Consider the following 18,080-nt stretch of genomic DNA (forward strand, 5'->3'; position numbering starts at 1 on the left):
AGGGGGCATTTCACGAAAATTTCCCGTAAAATCGTTGTTAATTCGTGCGTTGCGATTAACAATACGCGCTCGTAATAAAGTCCTTACCTGGCCACAGGTGAAGTATAATTGTCAGCTGTCAGGGCTTCAGAGGTCGCTATGCTATACATTGTTCGTCTCATTCTTACCGTTATCTACTGCATTCTGGTTTGTGTTTTCGGCTGCATCTATTGCCTGTTCAGTCCGCGTAATCCTAAGCATGTCGCCACCTTTGGCCATATGTTTGGGCGCCTTGCGCCGCTGTTTGGCCTGAAGGTTGAAAAACGCCTGCCGGAAGGCGCGGAGCAGTTCGGCAACGCCATCTATATCGCTAACCATCAGAACAACTACGATATGGTGACCGCCGCAAACATCGTACTGCCGCCAACCGTGACGGTGGGGAAAAAGAGTCTGCTGTGGATCCCGTTTTTCGGCCAGCTTTATTGGCTGACGGGTAACTTGTTGATTGACCGTAATAATCGAGCTAAAGCGCACGGCACCATTGCTGAAGTGGTGAATCACTTTAAGAAACGCAAAATCTCAATATGGATGTTCCCGGAAGGGACGCGCAGCCGCGGTCGCGGCCTGCTGCCGTTTAAAACCGGTGCGTTTCACGCTGCAATTGCGGCAGGTGTTCCAATTATTCCTGTGTGTGTTTCCAATACTTCTAATAAGATTAATCTTAACCGCCTGAATAACGGGTTGGTCATTGTCGAAATGCTGCCGCCGGTGGATACCAGTAAATATGGCAAAGATCAGGTGCGCGAACTGGCAGCTTATTGCCGTGAGCTGATGGCACAGCATATTGCGTTGCTCGACAAAGAAGTCGCAGAGAGAGAAGCCGCCGGTAAGATGTAATCCGGCGTTATAAGGGAAAACGAATTCCCGCGTTGTTAGTCGTTTCAGATGGAGCTTATATGTCATTCAGTCGGCGTCAGTTTATTCAGGCTTCGGGGATCGCCCTTTGTGCAGGTGCGATACCGCGGACAGCCAGCGCCGCCGGGCAGCAACAGCCGCTGCCCATTCCGCCGTTGATTGAATCCCGTCGCGGTCAGCCGCTTTTCCTCACGCTACAGCGTAGCCACTGGTCCTTTACCCAGGGGACGCGCGCGCAGATATGGGGAATTAATGGGCGCTACCTTGGCCCAACCATTCGCGTGTGGAACGGCGATGACGTTAAGCTGATTTACAGTAACCGGACGACTGAAAATGTCGCGATGACCGTCAGCGGGCTGCAGGTGCCTGGGCCGCTGATCGGCGGCGCGGCGCGCATGATGTCGCCAAACGCCGACTGGGCGCCCGTCCTCCCTATCCGCCAGAGCGCGACCACGCTGTGGTACCACGCCAATACGCCAAACCGCACTGCCCAGCAGGTCTACAACGGCCTGGCCGGGATGTGGCTGATTGAGGATGAGGTGAGTAAATCGCTGCCGATCCCGAATCACTACGGCGTGGATGATTTCCCGGTCATTATTCAGGATAAGCGCCTCGATAACTTCGGCACGCCGGAATACAGCGAGCCGGGCAGCGGTGGCTTTGTTGGCGATACGCTGCTGGTTAACGGCGCGCAAAGCCCCTATGTTGAAGTCTCTCGTGGCTGGGTGCGCCTGCGCCTGCTGAACGCTTCCAACTCGCGTCGCTATAAGCTGCAGATGAGCGATGGCCGTCCGTTGCACGTGATTTCCGGCGATCAGGGCTTTTTACCCGCGCCGGTTTCCGTTAAACAGCTGGCGCTCTCGCCGGGTGAACGTCGTGAAATCCTGGTGGATATGACCAACGGGGATGAAGTCTCTGTTACCTGCGGCGAAGCGGCAAGCATAGTTGACCGCATTCGCGGCTTCTTTGAGCCGTCGAGCATTCTCGTCTCCACCCTGGTGCTCACCCTGCGCCCAACCGGCCTGCTGCCGCTGGTGACCGATAGCCTGCCCATGCGTCTGCTGCCGCAGGAGATCATGAGCGGCTCGCCGGTGCGCAGCCGTGATATCAGCCTGGGCGACGATCCGGGCATCAACGGCGCGCTGTGGGACGTCAACCGTATCGACATTACCGCGCAGCAGGGGACCTGGGAGCGCTGGACGGTTCGTTCGGATATGCCGCAGTCGTTCCATATTGAAGGGGTGTCATTCCTGATCCGCAACGTCAACGGCGCAATGCCGTTCCCGGAAGATCGCGGCTGGAAAGACACCGTCTGGGTGGATGGTCAGGTTGAACTGCTCGTCTACTATGGTCAGCCTTCATGGCCGCACTTCCCGTTCCTGTTCCATAGCCAGACGCTGGAGATGATGGACAGGGGGTCGGTGGGGCAGATGCTGGTGAATCCGGCACCGTAAAACGAGTCGGGTGGCGGCTTCGCCTTACCCGGCCTACAGGCCCGTAGGCCCGGTAAGCGTAGCGCCACCGGGCAATAAATACCCCTTCATTTCCCACATTGATCCAGCGTATAATCCCGCTCCTTTTGTCTATTTTTTCTTCGGAAGCATTATGAGCGCAATTTCCCTGATCCAGCCGGATCGTGACCTCTTCTCCTGGCCCCAGTACTGGGCGGCCTGCTTTGGACCGGCGCCGTTCCTGCCGATGTCCCGGGAAGAGATGGATCAGTTGGGCTGGGATAGCTGCGACATCATTCTGGTCACGGGCGATGCCTACGTTGACCACCCGAGCTTTGGTATGGCCATCTGTGGCCGCATGCTCGAAGCGCAGGGCTTCCGCGTGGGGATCATCTCTCAGCCTGACTGGAACAGCAAAGACGACTTTATGCGTCTGGGTAAACCGAACCTGTTCTTCGGCGTGACCGCAGGCAACATGGACTCGATGATCAACCGCTACACCGCCGACCGTAAGCTGCGCCATGACGATGCCTACACGCCGGATAACCTGGCGGGCAAACGTCCGGACCGCGCTACCCTGGTCTATACCCAGCGCTGCAAAGAAGCCTGGAAAGACGTCCCGGTGATCCTGGGCGGCATCGAGGCGAGCCTGCGCCGCACCGCGCACTACGACTATTGGTCAGATACCGTTCGCCGCTCGGTGCTGGTGGATTCCAAAGCCGACATGCTGATTTACGGTAACGGCGAGCGTCCGCTGGTGGAAGTGGCGCACCGTCTGTCGCAGGGCGAGCCGGTGAGCAGCATCCGTGACGTGCGCAATACCGCCATCATGGTGAAAGAGGCGCTACCGGGCTGGCGCGGCGTGGATTCCCGCATTATTGATATGCCGGGCAAAATCGACCCGATCCCGCACCCGTACGGCGACGATCTGCCGTGTGCCGATAACAAACCGGTTGAGCCGAAAAAAGCGGAAGCGAAGGCAATCGTCGTGCAGCCGCCCCGCCCGAAGCCGTGGGAAAAGACCTACGTGCTGCTGCCGTCCTACGAGAAGGTGAAAGCCGACAAGGTGCTCTACGCCCATGCGTCCCGTATTTTGCACCATGAAACCAACCCGGGCTGCGCCCGCGCGCTGATGCAGAAGCACGGCGAGCGCTTTATCTGGATCAACCCGCCGGCCATCCCGCTCTCCACCGAAGAGATGGACAGCGTCTTTGCGCTGCCGTACAAGCGCGTGCCGCACCCTGCGTACGGCAACGCCCGTATCCCGGCGTATGAGATGATCCGCTTCTCGATCAATATTATGCGCGGCTGCTTCGGCGGCTGTTCCTTCTGCTCCATTACCGAACACGAAGGCCGTATTATCCAGAGCCGCTCTGAAGATTCGATCATCAACGAGATCGAAGCGATTCGCGACTCGGTGCCGGGCTTTACCGGCGTGATCTCCGACCTCGGTGGCCCTACCGCGAACATGTATATGCTGCGCTGCAAGTCGCCGCGCGCGGAGCAAACCTGTCGTCGCCTCTCCTGCGTCTATCCGAGCATCTGCGAGCACATGGACACCAACCACGAGCCGACGATCAACCTTTATCGCCGCGCCCGCGATCTGAAGGGCATCAAGAAGATCCTCATCGCGTCCGGGGTACGTTACGACATCGCCGTGGAAGATCCGCGCTACATCAAAGAGCTGGCGACGCACCACGTCGGCGGCTATCTGAAGATTGCCCCAGAGCACACCGAAGAAGGCCCGCTGTCCAAGATGATGAAGCCGGGCATGGGCAGCTACGATCGCTTTAAAGAGCTGTTCGACACCTATTCGAAGCAGGCGGGCAAAGAGCAGTATCTGATCCCGTACTTCATCTCCGCCCACCCGGGCACGCGCGATGAGGACATGGTCAACCTGGCGCTGTGGCTGAAGCAGCGTCGCTTCCGTCTGGATCAGGTGCAGAACTTCTATCCTTCACCGCTCGCCAACTCGACGACCATGTATTACACCGGCAAGAACCCGCTGAGTAAGATTGGCAACAAGAGTGAAGAGGTGGTGGTGCCGAAAGGGGATAAACAGCGCCGTCTGCACAAAGCGCTGCTGCGCTATCACGATCCGAAGAACTGGCCGCTGATCCGCCAGGCGCTGGAAGAGATGGGTAAAAAACACCTGATCGGCTCGCGCCGCGACTGCCTGGTACCGGCCCCGACGCTGGATGAGATGCGCGAAGCGCGTCGCCAGAACCGCAATACGCGCCCGGCGCTGACAAAGCACACGCCGATTGTGCATCAGCGTTCAAATGGTAATCCCAGTGTGAAGAAACCTGTGAAGCGTAAAGCGTAAAAGAAAACCCCGGCAAGCCGGGGTTTTTTGTAGGCCGGGTAAGGCGAAGCCGCCACCCGGTTTTTTTACGCACTTAACCGCCAAACTGATCCGGGTCCGGCCCAAGCCTCTTGCCCTTATCCAGCTTCGCAATCTCACCCAGCTCGTCTTTGTCCAGACGGAAATCCCAGACGTCGAAGTTCTCGGCGATGCGCGACGGCGTGACCGATTTCGGTATCACCACCAGGCCGTTGTCCAGATGCCAGCGAATGACGATTTGCGCCGGGCTTTTGCCGTATTTATCCGCCAGCTCACGGATAATCTTTTGATCGAACACGCCCTCGCCGCCCTGCGCCAGCGGGCTCCAGGACTCTGTCTGGATCTTATGCGTGGCGTTCCAGGCATGAAGCTGGCGCTGCTGCAGCAGCGGGTGCAGCTCGATCTGGTTGATGACAGGCGCAACGCCGGTTTCATCAATCAGACGCTGCAGGTGATGAACCTGGAAGTTACAGACGCCGATGCTTTTCACCAGCCCCTCTTTTTGCAGTTCAATCATCCCTTTCCAGGCGTCAACGTAATGGTCGATAGCCGGAACCGGCCAGTGCATCAGCCAGAGATCGACGAAATCGAGCTGGAGCTTTTCCAGGCTCTCCTGCAGGGCTTCGCGGGGGCGCTTTTGATCGTCGTTCCACAGTTTGGTGGTGATGAATAACTCATCGCGGGGGACGCCGGCGCTGGCCAGTGCGGTCCCCACGCCGTCCTCGTTTTTGTACGCGGCGGCGGTATCAATCGACCGATAGCCGACTTCCAGGGCTTTATGAATGGCGGAGACGACCTCGTCGTTACCGGCTTTCCATACACCTAGCCCCAGCTGGGGCATCACGTTGCCGTCCTGCAGCTTGATTACGGTTTGGTTTGCCATTTTTCCTCCTTCAGGTGCGCATCGCCGGAGGGGGACTCCGGCGATGGGGTGTGCATTAAGTCTGGACGAAATGTCAAAAAACGAAAGTCGGGAGGGCAAAAACGCTTAGCGTGCCGCTTCGTAGATCCGACGGCTGACGTCCAGCGTAATGTCGCCGTGCTCGCCCAACTGGGTCATGCCGTGCTCTTCAAGTTTTGCCAGCAGGGCAGGGATGGAGCTGCCGTCCAGGCCGTAGCCGGACAGACGCGTTGGCACGCCCAGACCTTCAAAGAAGCTGCGGGTCGCTTCGATGGCGGCATCAATGCGCGCGTCGTCGGAGCCCTCGGTGATGTTCCACACGCGCTCGGCGTACTGCAGCAGCTTGGCGCGCTTGGTGTCGCGTTTTTCATTCCACAGGGCAGGCAGAACGACCGCCAGCGTCTGGGCGTGATCCAGTCCGTGCATTGCCGTCAGCTCGTGGCCCAGCATGTGGGTTGCCCAGTCCTGCGGCACGCCAGCGCCGATCAGGCCGTTCAGCGCCTGGGTGGCGGCCCACATTACGTTGGCGCGAACGTCATAGTTTTCCGGCTCTTTCAGCGCTTTCGGACCTTCTTCGACGAGCGTAAGCAGAATGCCTTCCGCGAAGCGATCCTGGATTTTGGCATTCACCGGGTACGTGACGTACTGCTCAACGGTGTGAACAAAGGCATCGACCACGCCGTTCGCTACCTGACGCGCAGGCAGGGTGTAGGTGTAAACCGGGTCCAGAATGGCAAACACGGGCTGAACGTGTTCGTTCATAAAGGCCTGCTTGTCGCCGGTGGTTTTGCGGGAGATCACCGCGCCCTTGTTGGATTCAGAGCCGGTCGCTGGCAGGGTCAGCACGGAGCCCATCGGGATGGCGCTTTTAATGTCGCTGCCGCGGGTTTCCAGAATGTGCCATGGGTCGATGCCGTCGGCATAGTGCGCTGCCGCGGCGATGAATTTGGTGCCGTCCAGCACGGAGCCGCCGCCGACCGCCAGCAGGAAGGTAATGTTGTCTTCGCGGGCGATTTTCACCGCGTTCATTAGCGTTTCGTAGGACGGGTTTGGCTCAATGCCGCCGAACTCACGCACGTCCAGACCGTCCAGCGCGCTGTAAACCTGATCCAGCACGCCGGTTTTTTTGACGCTGCCGCCACCGTAGGTGATCAGCACGCGGGCGTCAGCGGGGATTTGCGCGCGCAGATCGGCGATGGCGTCTTTACCAAACAGAATGCGGGTTGGGGTGTGAAGATTAAAGTTGTTCATTGCTCGTTCCCTTTAGTGGGTGAAAAACCGTGGTGGCGCAGAGGGCGACCTGATGCTGCACATTGTGGCCGCCCGAGGGTATCCTCTCAATGCACATTCCTGCCGATGTCTTGCCCATTTCTACAGAGCGCTGGAGAAAGCGCGGAAAAGCACGCACACTGTCAACGTCGGAAACCTTAGCCGGAGTAACGTAAAATGAACCGTGAAGCGATCTGCCAGCAGCTTACTGGTCAGATTAAAACACTGATTGATAAAGAAAATGGTGTCAACAACCTGCTTCCTGACATTCGCCTGCTCTACGGCACGCAGCCCGGGACGCGCACGCCGGTGATGTACCAGCCGGGCATCGTTTTTCTCTTCTCGGGCCATAAAATTGGCTATATCAACGAGCGCGTGTTCCGCTACGACACCAATGAATATCTGCTTCTGACGGTACCTTTACCCTTCGAATGTGAAACCTTCGCGACAGAGTCGGTTCCGCTGGCCGGTATTCGCGTCAACGTCGATATTCTTCAGCTGCAGGAGCTGCTGATGGAGATAGGTGAAGACGAGTTGTTCCAGCCTTCGATGGCGGCAAGCGGGATTAACTCGGCCACGCTGTCGGAGGAGATCCTCTGTGCCATTGAGCGTCTGCTGGACGTGATGGAAAGGCCGCTGGACGCGCGCATTCTGGGCAAGCAGATTATCCGTGAAATTCTCTACCACGTGCTGCTGGGGCCGGGAGGCGGGGCGTTACTGGCGCTGGTGAGCCGACAGACCCATTTCAGCCTGATCAGCCGCGTGCTCAAGCGTATCGAAAGCCAGTACACGGAAAACCTCAGCGTCGACCAGCTGGCGGCGGAAGCGAACATGAGCGTCTCGGCGTTTCACCACAACTTCAAATCGGTGACCAGCACCTCGCCGCTGCAGTACCTCAAAACCTACCGGCTGCATAAGGCGCGGATGCTGATGATCCACGACGGCATGAAGGCCAGCGCGGCGGCAATGCGCGTCGGCTATGAAAGCGCGTCCCAGTTCAGTCGGGAGTTTAAGCGCTATTTCGGCGTCACGCCGGGAGAAGATGCGTCGCGCATCCGAACGATGCAGGGAGCCTGAGGGGAAACGTAGGCCGGGTAAGGCGTAGCCGCCACCCGGCAATTTTTTATCACGCGCTGCAGTACTTCTTCTTAATCACTACCGCAATCGTCCCTGCCAGCCCTGCCACCAGCAGAAATATCGGCAGCACCATCAGGAAGGTCATTACCTGGTCTTCATGCTGTTTCACAAACGGGATCATGTTCAGCGCGTAGCCGAGAGTGGTGACTACACCAACCCACAGCAGGGCGCTCAGCCAGTTGAAGAACTGGAAGCGTCGGTTTGACAGGCCGGAAATGCCCGCCATGGTTGGCAGAAGCGTGCGAACAAATGCCAGGAAACGCCCGGCCAGCAGCGCCAGCAGGCCGTGCCGGTCAAACATGCAGGTCGCACGCTGATGGTATTTATGCGGCAACTGCGCCAGCCAGCCTTTCACGACGCGCGTGTTCCCCAGCCAGCGGCCCTGCAAATAGCTTAGCCAGCAGCCCAGGCTGGCGGCTGACGTGAGGATCACCATCGTCGGCGTGAAGTCCATCACTCCCTTGCCGATTAACGCGCCTGCGAGCAGAAGCAGGCTGTCACCGGGGAGAAACGAGGCTGGCAGTAATCCATTTTCCAGAAACAGCGTCGCGAACATCACGAAGTAAACAATCCCCACGACGTGCGGATCCGCCAGCGCGGCAAAATCGTGTTGCCAGAGCGCCGCAATAATATCTTGAATAACAGCCATGGACTTTCCTGTGGAACAGCAGAGATAACGCTATTGTACTCCCGAATTGGCCCGCTGGGGTTGATCGCGGACGCAACTCATGCAGACTTTTCTGCTTGCAGTGTTCACAAAAACGTCCAGGAGTACATTTTCAGCCTGCACTCTACACGATACGTTCAAATCCTGCTGACAAATCCGCAATTAAATCGTCCACATTTTCTAAACCGATATGCAGTCGAATCAGGGTGCCGCTGAAGTCCACTTCGCCGCCGGGGCGCAGGGCCGCAATGTGTTCCGGCTGGTTAGGCAGGATCAGGGATTCAAAGCCGCCCCAGGAGTAGGCCATGCTGAAGAGGGTAAAATTATCCAGATAGCTTGCCAGCTCGTCGTTGTTCAGCCGTTTTTTCAGCACGAAGGAGAACAGGCCGCTGCTGCCCGTAAAGTCACGTTGCCAGAATTCATGGCCTTTACTGCCCGGCAGCGCGGGATGATTCACGCGCTCCACCTGCGGATGCTGCGCCAGCCACTCGGCAATCCTCAGGCTGCTTTCGTGGTGCTGACGCAGACGAACTCCCAGCGTGCGGATGCCCCGGCTGGTCATGTAGGCCGTGTCTGCGTCCACCATTTGCCCCATCAGATAGGCGTTTTCACGCAGCTGATCCCAGCAGCGCGCGTTGGAGACCGCCGTGCCGATCATGCCGTCCGAGTGGCCAATCAGGTATTTGGTCGCCGCCTGAATGGAGATATCAATGTCGAATTCCAGCGCCTTAAACAGCACGCCTGCCGCCCAGGTGTTGTCGATCATAACGATCGCCTCTGGCGCTTTGCTGCGCACGGCCTTCACGATGGCAGGGACGTCGTGCACTTCCATGGTGATTGAGCCGGGAGATTCCAGAAACACAATGCGCGTGTTTGGCTGAATAAGTTCGGCAATGCCTTCCCCGATCAGCGGGTCGAACCAGCCGGTCGTCACGCCGAGCTTGCTGAGGATTTTGGTGCAGAAGTCCTGGCTGGGCTCGTAGGCGGTGTTGGTCATCAGGATATGATCGCCCTGTTCCACAAACGCCAGAATGGTGTTGGCGACCGCCGCTGCGCCGCAGGGGAACAGCGCGCAGCCCGCGCCACCTTCCAGCTCGCACATGGCTTCCTGCAGAGAAAAATGGGTTAGCGTGCCGCGACGACCATAAAACAGTCCGCCTTTCGCGCGGTTGCGCGTGGCGATTTTTTTCTCCTCAACCGTATCAAACACCAGCGAGGAGGCGCGTTGAATCACGCTGTTGACCGATCCCTGGGTGTATTTCTTGCTGCGTCCTGCCTGTACCAGCGTGGTATCAAGATGCTTCTTAGTCATGTTCGCCAACCCTGTTTTTATACGTCTGGACGTCCAGACTACCACGATTGTAAAAATGTGCACCCGGATGCTTATCGAATAAGCAGAAAATATTATGAAAAATACGCATAAGAAATTTTTACTGCGTAAGCGCAAGGAATGTGAGCGAAAATTACGGCACTATGTAAATACTAATGAGAACTACTATCAATTCGACGACGTTTTGATATTATTACGCTCAGATTTTGTGATTTGCGTCCTGGAGATACAGAGTGGGTAATAATTTGATGCAGACGGATCTCTCCGTTTGGGGCATGTATCAACATGCTGACATCGTGGTTAAGATTGTGATGATCGGCCTGATTCTGGCGTCCGTTGTCACCTGGGCTATTTTCTTCAGCAAGAGCGCCGAGCTGCTTTCTCAGAAGCGCCGCCTTAAGCGCGAACAGCAGCAGCTGGCCGAGGCCCGCTCTCTGGATCAGGCTTCTGATATGACCTCATCCTTCCATGCGAAAAGCCTGACCAGCCTGTTGGTCAATGAAGCGCAGAACGAGCTGGAACTCTCCGCAGGTAGTGAAGATAACGAAGGCATTAAAGAACGAACCGGCTTCCGTCTGGAACGCCGCGTAGCTGCCGTCGGTCGTCATATGGGCCGCGGTAATGGTTATCTGGCGACCATCGGGGCGATTTCTCCGTTCGTCGGCCTGTTCGGTACCGTCTGGGGCATCATGAACAGCTTCATCGGCATCGCGCAGACTCAAACGACTAACCTGGCTGTGGTTGCACCAGGCATCGCAGAAGCGCTGCTGGCAACGGCCATTGGTCTGGTTGCCGCGATCCCTGCGGTCGTAATCTATAACATCTTCGCGCGTATGATTGGCAGCTACAAAGCCACGCTCGGTGACGTTGCTGCACAGGTTCTGCTGCTGCAAAGCCGTGACCTGGACCTCAACGCCAGCTCCGTTAAACCGGTGCATGCGGCCTCTAAACTGCGCGTAGGTTGATCGTATGGCAATGCGTCTAAACGAAAATCTGGACGATAACGGCGAAATGCATGAGATTAACGTGACGCCGTTTATCGACGTCATGCTGGTTCTGCTGATTATCTTTATGGTGGCCGCGCCCCTGGCGACGGTCGACGTGAAGGTGAATCTCCCGGCCTCGTCCAGCCAGCCGCAGCCGCGCCCGGAAAAGCCTATCTATCTGTCGGTGAAAGCGGATAAATCCATGTTCCTGGGTAACGACCCGGTAACGGATGCGTCAGTCATTCCGGCGCTGGATCAGCTTACCGGCGGCAAGAAAGACACCACCGTCTTCTTCCGTGCAGATAAGACCGTCGACTATGAAACCATGATGAGGGTGATGGACACGCTGCATCAGGCGGGGTACCTGAAGATTGGTCTGGTCGGCGAAGAAAAAGCGGCCGCGAAATAATAAGGAAGCTGGCGAAAGCCAGCTTTTTTGTTTGTTGCTATGTTAAATCGTTATTATTTTCTGCTGCATATCCTCATTCTTCATATTTATTTATCAATAAAGCCATAATTAATAATCTATTGATAGTTAAGTAAATATCAGTATTCGCCTGCGCGGTTAAAATATATCGTTTTCTGAAATGGCGTCGTGGAATATCCCCACTACGCTTAACAAAGATAATAAAAACAATCCTTCTTCGAAGGATCTTTTCACCTGCACAGCAAGAGACTCCCTATGGCTACGATGACATGGCTGTATCCGCACGCGCCTCAAAACGACCTGTTTTCGCTCTCTGCAATTCGACGACGCGCCGACAGGCTCATTCTGGTGCTTATCTGGTCGCTGTGGGGGATCTCGCTGGGTGTCGGTTATTTGAACGAGAATGTTGTGCAGGGGGCCATTGTCGGCACCTCTCTGGCCTCTTTCTCGACGCTGCTGACGCTGTTGTTTCCCGGCGCGCTGCTGCTCCGCCTGAGCTCTGCTTTCGTGCTAATGGCCTTTTCCGCGTTGCTCATTCATCTGGGCGAGGGGGAAACCGAATACCATTTCTCCGTTTTCGTCCTGCTTTCCGCGCTGCTTGCCTGGCGAGACTGGCGGCCCCTTGTGATGGGGGCCGCGGTCATCGCGTTACATCATCTGGTGTTTAACTATCTGCAGGAGAATGACCTTTACGGCGTGGTAGTGTTCATGCACACCGGCTTTCATATGGTGGTTTTTCATGGCCTGTTTGTGGTGGTCCAGACCGCGATCCTGGTCCTGCTGGCGATACGAATGGAGCAGGACGCCCGCTCTGCGAGCGAGGTGGCGGGGCTCGCGGGCGTGATCAACCGCGAGCCAGGGTACCTCACGCTTGCCGTCGATGCGGTACCAGCAGAGTCTCCTTTTGCCCGCACGTTCAGCCTGACGCTTGGCACCATGCGCGCCACGCTTGAGCAGGTCAGCGCCAATATTGGACAACTGCTGGAGGCATCCCGCGCGTTAGGACAACGCAACAGCGCGCTGTCAGAACGCACCGATCATCAGGCCAGTTCGCTGGCAACGGCGGCCAGTGCGATGGAACAGTTAAGGGCTGTCGCTACCCTGACCAGTGAAAAAGCCAGCCAGGTCAGGGAAGTGGCGTTAAGCACCAGCAACGTGGCGGAGCAGGGGGGACATAACGTACGGCAGGCGATTGCGGCGATGGAGCACATTCGCGAAGAGTCGCAGCGTATTTACGCCATTCTGGAGCTGATCGACGGGATTGCGTTCCAGACAAATATTCTGTCGCTCAACGCCTCGGTCGAGGCTGCAAGAGCAGGCGAACATGGCAAAGGCTTCGCGGTGGTTGCCTCAGAAGTGCGCGTGTTGGCCCAGCGCAGCGAGGGGGCGGCAAAAGATATCCGCCAGCTTCTGACAGCATCGCAGGCCACCACGCTGCAGGGCGTCGAGCAGGTTGAGCAGGCGGGTATGACAATGAAGTCGATCATTGAAAGTATCGAAGGGCTTCGCTCTCTGCTGGAAGAGCTGTCGCTGATGAGCGAGCAGCAGCGGGCGAGCATTGCGCAGATGAACGACAGCATTGCCAGCATCGATGCCAGCGTGCAGGAGAATGTGCGTCACGTTGCGCAAACATTGCAGGTGGCCGACGCGCAGCGGCAGCAGACGGGTCAGTTAAAAGAGGCGATTGCCGTATTCAAATTTAACTAGCTTTGCGGTTCGGAGGGGGGGCGGGTGCCAGTCACCAGCGCGTCTTCATTGAGCGCGACGTGGGTGACGTTTGAGGTGTGATAATCCCCCTCAGACAGTTTACGGGTCAGGCGCAGCGTCGCGGTCTCTCTCGCCAGCAGATACTGATAATTGGCCTCCAGGCGTCCCAGAAGCTTCTCTTTCAGCTCCGGGCGCTGCTCGATGATGGCATTCATCACGGCACCGTAGATCTCTTCTTTCACCTGTAACGGATATATTTCGCGGCGGTTCTGCCATTTCAGGCGCACGAGCGTGGCCGGGATCGATACCAGATCCTGGGTAATACGCGTCATCTCGTCATTTTTACTCTTTTTTAGCGCTTCGAGATTTTGCTTTAAGATAAATTCATCGCTTTTTTTATCATCTAAAGTCAAATAGACATTGTTATCATTAACTGGTTTCACGTTAATCTTCCCCGAAGTCATAAAAAATGGGGGCGTTTTTTTCACGGGTAATTAAATTAAGCCAAATTTCATTACCCATTTCGTTTATTTCTTTGGTCTTTTCAGCCATTATTTGACTGAGCTGCTGGGCATCTATTTCACCTTCGGCTTGCAGATCATTCAGCAGGTGCGCTAAGGCTTCAGTTTTCACAGCGCGAAATAAACGGTCTTTAATATGGCGGTCGTGCTCCTCCAGCAACATATTACGGGATTTGCCCGTTCGGGAAACACCAATTAATATGTCAGACTCGAAATCGGAGAGCTTTCTTTTTCCCTGAGTAAAATTAGCCTCTTTTTCTTCTTTCGTCGGTTGCTGTTCCACAGGCGTAATGTGGTACTTAGCCGGGACGAGACTGTCGGGCAGCATTTTTTAATTTCCTTTAATTTCAACAGGGTGGGGTTGGTAAAGGCGTGAGATTCGTTGACAATAACATGAGGCAAATTTAAAATCAAAAAAAATGGAGCCTACCCATGAACAGCATTTTCTTTACGGTCATCACATTACTATTACTGACCGCTGGTGTGCTTTTATTGATGCAAGAGTTCAATAAAACGAAAGTGTTGAAAGACGCCAGTGAACCGCCGCAACCTGAGTTGATGACAAAAGAGGAAGGAGAAGATCATTTCTCTGTATTGATGAACTCGGTGACACCGGTTTGGTACTGGCGGGTGAACCATGAATATATCGACTTTTTGCACGCGACAATTAAGCGGATGAAAATGTCAGAAATTAATGACACGCCGGGGTTGTTTGAAGCGCAGCGTCGCTGCAGCGACCTGAATTCCGCGGTCTATAAATATTATGACAATATCAAAAAGCGCTGTCTTAATGGCGAGAAAGTCTCGTATTCCGACCTGGACGTGTTAAACCTGCGTCAGTGTTTTCGCGAGTTTAGTCTGGAAGCCTACCCGGAGCTGGTGGTATTGGTCTGGCCGGAGTACGCGCGTCCGGAGGTTAACCCGGAAGAGGTGTAGGCGTGGTGTTGGTTAGTTGTTGCAAACAGTGAGCGTCGTTGAGATATACTGCCCGCTGGTTTCGATTGCAGACAGGATTCTATGGAACGCTTTTTTGAAAACGCAATGTACGCCTCTCGCTGGCTGCTGGCACCCGTCTATTTTGGCCTTTCCCTGGCACTGGTCGCGCTGAGCATAAAGTTCTTCCAGGAAATTTTTCACGTCTTGCCAAATATCTTCTCCATCGCCGAAGCGGACCTGATTCTGGTGCTGCTGTCGCTGGTGGACATGACGCTGGTGGGCGGATTGCTGGTGATGGTGATGTTCTCTGGCTATGAGAACTTCGTTTCCCAGCTTGATATCGCCGAGCACAAAGAGAAGCTCAACTGGCTGGGCAAAATGGATGCCTCGTCGCTGAAGAACAAAGTGGCTGCGTCGATTGTGGCGATCTCCTCTATTCATCTGTTACGCGTGTTTATGGACGCGAAAAACGTCCCGGATAACAAACTGATGTGGTATGTGATCATCCACCTGACGTTTGTGCTGTCTGCATTTGTGATGGGGTATCTGGATAAGATCAGTAAGAAATAAAGTACACCTTACCCCTCACCCTGCCCTCTCCCCAGAGGGGAGAGGGTGTTCAAGTTCCCTCTCCCCTCTGGGGAGAGGGTTAGGGTGAGGGGAGAGGGCAGCCGACCGCACTATTTATCCGACGACGCCTGCCACAGATTCAACTCCCCATCCGCCACATGCTGGTCAATCCGCTTGAGTTCGTCCTCCGTAAAGCGCAGGTTTTCCAGCGCCTGAACGTTCTCCTCCAGCTGTTCCGGACGGCTCGCGCCAATCAGCACCGACGTCACGCGTTCATCTTTCAGCAGCCAGCTCAGCGCCATCTGTGCCATGGTTTGCCCACGCGCATGCGCCATTTCATTCAGCAGGTGGAGGCTGCTCAGGTTGGCGTCGGTCAGCATTTTCTCCGTCAGGCCGCGCACCTTTTTGCCTTCGCGCTGCATGCGTGAACCTTCAGGAATACCGTTCAGGTATTTTCCGGTGAGAAGACCCTGCGCCAGCGGAGTGAAGGCGATACAGCCCGTCCCGTTTGCTTCAAGCGCATCCAGCAAACCGGTCTTATCGACCCAGCGGTTAAGCAGGTTGTAAGAGGGCTGGTGGATCAGCAGCGGGATTTTCCACTCGTGCAGCAGCTCGGCCATTTTCTGCGTGCGCTCGGTAGAGTAGGAGGAGATGCCCACATACAGCGCTTTGCCGCTCTGTACGGCGTGCGCCAGCGCTGAGGCCGTCTCTTCCATTGGCGTGTTTTCATCCACGCGGTGGGAATAGAAAATATCCACATACTCCACGCCCATACGCTTCAGGCTTTGGTCGAGGCTGGCGAGCAGATATTTACGTGAACCGCCGGAACCATACGGCCCCGGCCACATGTCGTAGCCCGCTTTGGTGGAGATAATCAGCTCGTCGCGATACGCGGCAAAATCTTCGCGCAGGATGCGGCCAAAATTCTCCTCGGCGCTGCCCGCCGGCGGCCCGTAGTTATTGGCGAGATCAAAATGGGTGATGCCGAGGTCGAAAGCTTTACGCAACAGCGCCCGCTGGGCATCCAGCGGCTGGACGTGGCCGAAGCTATGCCACAGTCCCAGTGACAGCGCGGGCAGACGCAGGCCACTTTTCCCGCAGTAGCGGTACTGCATATTCTCATAGCGGCCGGTGTAAGGGTGCCAGGACATGATGTCTCCTTTCTTATTGATGAATTTTCGAAACAGCGTTTTCATTCTGAACTTATCACATCACCCATTACATCACTAAGCGTGGGCATAATGGTTAACGGCAGCTGTGTGACTAGTGAAGCCACGCTAATTAAAAATAATCACAAAAGGTTATAATTTCCGCGCTCCCTGCCGATAACGAGAGTAGTACTCGCCTCTGGGCGAACTCACCCTCTCGGCAAGGAAGACTTATGAATATGCTCCGTAATTTCACGATCCGCTTCGTCATGCTGACGATTCTGGGGATCTTTTGTTTAATGTGGGCGGGGGTTGGGCTATACAGCACCTGGTCACTGTCCCGCGTTTCTGATGGTAACGACGTTGATCGGCAACTGGTCAAACAGATGACGGTGCTCAGCCAGGGTAACGATCAGTATTTCCGTTTCGTCACCCGTCTGAGCCGCGCAATGGAGGTCAAAGCCGCAGGCGGCACGCCGGACCTGGCCTCTGCCCAACAGGCGCTGGATAACATGAGTAAGAAGCTGGCCGAAATGAAGGCCATTTCCCCCGGCCCGATGGACGAACAGGTTTCTGCTCAGGTCATTAGCAGCTGGCAGGCGCTGCTCGATCGGGGCGTAACCCCGCAGATGCAGCAGGCTAAGCAGTCGCTGGACGGCTATCGCCAGCAGGCCAACAACGTCACGCCACCGCTGAGCCGCGCGTTCGGTGCCGCGGCGGAGAACTTTAACAACGCCGCCGCGAAGTCGCTCGACAGCACCCGCGTGGTGGTGGACGGCCTGACCAGCATGACCCGCACGGTGATTATCGTCGCCACGATTATTGGCCTGCTGATCCTGCTTTTCACCGACCGTTACCTGGTGGCGATGCTGGTGAAACCGCTGGCTCGTATTCGCCAGCAGTTCCGCCAGATTGCCCAGGGCGATCTCAGCCAGCCGATTGAGCCGTTTGGCCGCAACTGCGTGGGACAGCTGGTTCCCTTACTGAGCGCCATGCAGGACAGCCTGCGTGAAGCGGTCAGCACCATCCGCTCCGGCAGCGAAAATATCTGGCGCGGCGCGACGGAGATCTCCAGCGGGAACAACGATCTCTCGTCCCGTACGGAAGAGCAGGCCGCCGCGCTGGAAGAGACCGCCGCGAGTATGGAGCAGCTTACGGCGACGGTAAAACTGAACGCCGAAAGCGCGCGTCAGGCAAGCCTGCTGGCGGACGTGGCCTCGACGACAGCCAGCCGTGGCGGTTCGCTGGTGGACGATGTCGTTACCACCATGAGCGGAATTTCCGACAGCTCGAAGAAAATCGCAGAAATCACCACCGTGATTAACAGCATTGCTTTCCAGACCAATATTCTGGCGCTCAACGCAGCGGTTGAAGCCGCGCGCGCGGGCGAGCAGGGCCGTGGCTTCGCCGTGGTCGCAGGTGAAGTGCGTAACCTGGCAAGCCGCAGCGCCAATGCCGCAAAAGAGATTGAAGGGCTGATCGCGGACTCCGTTTCCCGCGTCGAGCAGGGGGCGCAGCTGGTGAACGACACCGGCACGACGATGGAGGCGATTCTGCGCGACGTGACCGAAGTGACCACCATCATGAAGCAAATCGCATCTGCCTCTGAGGAGCAGAGTAAGGGCATTTCTCAGGTCGGAATTGCCATAACCCAGATGGACGGCGTTACGCAGCAAAACGCTTCGCTGGTGGAACAGGTCTCTGCCGCTGCCGCAGCTCTGGAGCGCCAGACTGAAGAGCTTCAGCGCTCGGTGCAAAAATTCCGCCTCACCGCATAATCTTATCGGGTCGG

17 protein-coding genes are annotated in these 18,080 nt (G+C 56.3%); 10 read left to right on the top strand and 7 right to left on the bottom strand.

Features of this window, described 5'->3' with window-relative positions; genetic code table 11:
• Positions 1–138 precede the first annotated feature (138 nt).
• The 3 genes from plsC to KK102_RS13405 all read left to right on the top strand — a co-directional run bounded on the left by plsC (position 139) and on the right by KK102_RS13405 (position 4,671).
• The gene (gene plsC, locus KK102_RS13395) at positions 139–876 is read left to right on the top strand and encodes a 1-acylglycerol-3-phosphate O-acyltransferase (RefSeq protein WP_216357784.1); all 738 of its coding nucleotides are present in this window, start codon (positions 139–141) and stop codon (positions 874–876) included.
• A 59-nt stretch (positions 877–935) separates the two neighbouring features.
• Complete coding sequence (ftsP, locus tag KK102_RS13400) at positions 936–2,348, top strand: cell division protein FtsP (RefSeq protein ID WP_216357785.1); 1,413 nt, start codon at positions 936–938, stop codon at positions 2,346–2,348.
• A gap of 151 nt (positions 2,349–2,499) precedes the next feature.
• Positions 2,500–4,671, top strand: a complete 2,172-nt coding sequence (locus tag KK102_RS13405) for a YgiQ family radical SAM protein (protein ID WP_244992549.1) — start codon at positions 2,500–2,502, stop codon at positions 4,669–4,671.
• 73 nt (positions 4,672–4,744) lie between these two features.
• Here the strand turns inward: KK102_RS13405 and dkgA are convergent, their stop codons facing one another.
• Entirely contained in the window at positions 4,745–5,572 is an 828-nt protein-coding gene (gene dkgA, locus KK102_RS13410) for a 2,5-didehydrogluconate reductase DkgA (protein ID WP_120158629.1), read from the bottom strand.
• 105 nt (positions 5,573–5,677) lie between these two features.
• A complete protein-coding gene (gene yqhD, locus KK102_RS13415; RefSeq protein WP_216357786.1) occupies positions 5,678–6,841 on the bottom strand; it encodes an alcohol dehydrogenase in 1,164 nt (387 codons plus the stop codon).
• A 195-nt stretch (positions 6,842–7,036) separates the two neighbouring features.
• Between yqhD and KK102_RS13420 the strand changes: the two genes are divergently transcribed.
• Positions 7,037–7,936 carry an AraC family transcriptional regulator gene (locus tag KK102_RS13420; protein WP_126546257.1) on the top strand — a complete coding sequence of 300 codons (900 nt, stop codon included), beginning with the start codon at positions 7,037–7,039 and terminating at the stop codon, positions 7,934–7,936.
• A 49-nt stretch (positions 7,937–7,985) separates the two neighbouring features.
• Here the strand turns inward: KK102_RS13420 and yghB are convergent, their stop codons facing one another.
• Positions 7,986–8,645 carry a DedA family general envelope maintenance protein YghB gene (gene yghB, locus KK102_RS13425; RefSeq protein ID WP_126546258.1) on the bottom strand — a complete coding sequence of 220 codons (660 nt, stop codon included), beginning with the start codon at positions 8,643–8,645 and terminating at the stop codon, positions 7,986–7,988.
• A gap of 142 nt (positions 8,646–8,787) precedes the next feature.
• Positions 8,788–9,975, bottom strand: a complete 1,188-nt coding sequence (gene metC, locus KK102_RS13430) for a cystathionine beta-lyase (protein WP_126546259.1) — start codon at positions 9,973–9,975, stop codon at positions 8,788–8,790.
• Between the two features lie 251 nt (positions 9,976–10,226).
• Here metC and exbB point away from each other — a divergent pair, with 251 nt between their 5' ends.
• From exbB to KK102_RS13445, 3 genes are all read left to right on the top strand, one after another.
• Positions 10,227–10,958 carry a tol-pal system-associated acyl-CoA thioesterase gene (gene exbB / locus KK102_RS13435; protein WP_126546260.1) on the top strand — a complete coding sequence of 244 codons (732 nt, stop codon included), beginning with the start codon at positions 10,227–10,229 and terminating at the stop codon, positions 10,956–10,958.
• A 4-nt stretch (positions 10,959–10,962) separates the two neighbouring features.
• Positions 10,963–11,388, top strand: coding sequence for a TonB system transport protein ExbD (gene exbD, locus KK102_RS13440; protein WP_010435590.1), 426 nt, complete (start codon positions 10,963–10,965; stop codon positions 11,386–11,388).
• Between the two features lie 273 nt (positions 11,389–11,661).
• On the top strand, positions 11,662–13,113 hold the full coding sequence (locus KK102_RS13445; RefSeq protein ID WP_216357787.1) for a methyl-accepting chemotaxis protein: 1,452 nt from the start codon (positions 11,662–11,664) through the stop codon (positions 13,111–13,113).
• Here KK102_RS13445 and KK102_RS13450 read toward each other — a convergent pair.
• Together KK102_RS13450 and KK102_RS13455 are read right to left on the bottom strand one after the other, a co-directional pair.
• On the bottom strand, positions 13,110–13,577 hold the full coding sequence (locus KK102_RS13450) for a cytoplasmic protein (RefSeq protein WP_126546262.1): 468 nt from the start codon (positions 13,575–13,577) through the stop codon (positions 13,110–13,112). The two genes, KK102_RS13445 and KK102_RS13450, sit on opposite strands and share 4 nt — an antisense overlap.
• Positions 13,558–13,962, bottom strand: a complete 405-nt coding sequence (locus tag KK102_RS13455; RefSeq protein ID WP_216357788.1) for a hypothetical protein — start codon at positions 13,960–13,962, stop codon at positions 13,558–13,560. Before KK102_RS13455 ends, KK102_RS13450 begins: the two co-directional genes overlap by 20 nt.
• 104 nt (positions 13,963–14,066) lie before the next feature.
• Here KK102_RS13455 and KK102_RS13460 point away from each other — a divergent pair, with 104 nt between their 5' ends.
• Both KK102_RS13460 and KK102_RS13465 read left to right on the top strand, forming a co-directional pair.
• Positions 14,067–14,570, top strand: coding sequence for an ESA_00282 family adhesion-associated protein (locus KK102_RS13460; protein WP_216357789.1), 504 nt, complete (start codon positions 14,067–14,069; stop codon positions 14,568–14,570).
• 81 nt (positions 14,571–14,651) lie between these two features.
• Positions 14,652–15,140 carry a TIGR00645 family protein gene (locus tag KK102_RS13465; protein ID WP_126546264.1) on the top strand — a complete coding sequence of 163 codons (489 nt, stop codon included), beginning with the start codon at positions 14,652–14,654 and terminating at the stop codon, positions 15,138–15,140.
• 110 nt (positions 15,141–15,250) lie between these two features.
• Here KK102_RS13465 and KK102_RS13470 read toward each other — a convergent pair whose 3' ends face one another.
• Positions 15,251–16,291 carry an aldo/keto reductase gene (locus tag KK102_RS13470; protein WP_216357790.1) on the bottom strand — a complete coding sequence of 347 codons (1,041 nt, stop codon included), beginning with the start codon at positions 16,289–16,291 and terminating at the stop codon, positions 15,251–15,253.
• Between the two features lie 230 nt (positions 16,292–16,521).
• On the opposite strand from KK102_RS13470, the gene KK102_RS13475 reads away from it, so the two are divergent.
• A complete protein-coding gene (locus tag KK102_RS13475) occupies positions 16,522–18,066 on the top strand; it encodes a methyl-accepting chemotaxis protein (RefSeq protein WP_126546266.1) in 1,545 nt (514 codons plus the stop codon).
• The last annotated feature ends 14 nt before the right edge of the window (positions 18,067–18,080 follow it).

This window comes from Enterobacter quasimori (assembly GCF_018597345.1).
GTDB classification, from domain to species: Bacteria; Pseudomonadota; Gammaproteobacteria; order Enterobacterales; family Enterobacteriaceae; genus Enterobacter; species Enterobacter mori.

Bases quoted from the DNA above. Each gene is read 5' to 3' on its own strand.
- yghB (WP_126546258.1), bottom strand. From the start codon at position 8,645: ATGGCTGTTATTCAAGATATTATTGCGGCGCTCTGGCAACACGATTTT.
- KK102_RS13460 (WP_216357789.1), top strand. From the start codon at position 14,067: ATGAACAGCATTTTCTTTACGGTCATCACATTACTATTACTGACCGCT.
- KK102_RS13475 (WP_126546266.1), top strand. From the start codon at position 16,522: ATGAATATGCTCCGTAATTTCACGATCCGCTTCGTCATGCTGACGATT.
- dkgA (WP_120158629.1), bottom strand. From the start codon at position 5,572: ATGGCAAACCAAACCGTAATCAAGCTGCAGGACGGCAACGTGATGCCC.
- ftsP (WP_216357785.1), top strand. From the start codon at position 936: ATGTCATTCAGTCGGCGTCAGTTTATTCAGGCTTCGGGGATCGCCCTT.
- KK102_RS13465 (WP_126546264.1), top strand. From the start codon at position 14,652: ATGGAACGCTTTTTTGAAAACGCAATGTACGCCTCTCGCTGGCTGCTG.
- KK102_RS13455 (WP_216357788.1), bottom strand. From the start codon at position 13,962: ATGCTGCCCGACAGTCTCGTCCCGGCTAAGTACCACATTACGCCTGTG.
- KK102_RS13405 (WP_244992549.1), top strand. From the start codon at position 2,500: ATGAGCGCAATTTCCCTGATCCAGCCGGATCGTGACCTCTTCTCCTGG.
- yqhD (WP_216357786.1), bottom strand. From the start codon at position 6,841: ATGAACAACTTTAATCTTCACACCCCAACCCGCATTCTGTTTGGTAAA.
- KK102_RS13470 (WP_216357790.1), bottom strand. From the start codon at position 16,291: ATGTCCTGGCACCCTTACACCGGCCGCTATGAGAATATGCAGTACCGC.
- plsC (WP_216357784.1), top strand. From the start codon at position 139: ATGCTATACATTGTTCGTCTCATTCTTACCGTTATCTACTGCATTCTG.
- KK102_RS13450 (WP_126546262.1), bottom strand. From the start codon at position 13,577: ATGACTTCGGGGAAGATTAACGTGAAACCAGTTAATGATAACAATGTC.
- metC (WP_126546259.1), bottom strand. From the start codon at position 9,975: ATGACTAAGAAGCATCTTGATACCACGCTGGTACAGGCAGGACGCAGC.
- exbD (WP_010435590.1), top strand. From the start codon at position 10,963: ATGGCAATGCGTCTAAACGAAAATCTGGACGATAACGGCGAAATGCAT.
- KK102_RS13445 (WP_216357787.1), top strand. From the start codon at position 11,662: ATGGCTACGATGACATGGCTGTATCCGCACGCGCCTCAAAACGACCTG.
- KK102_RS13420 (WP_126546257.1), top strand. From the start codon at position 7,037: ATGAACCGTGAAGCGATCTGCCAGCAGCTTACTGGTCAGATTAAAACA.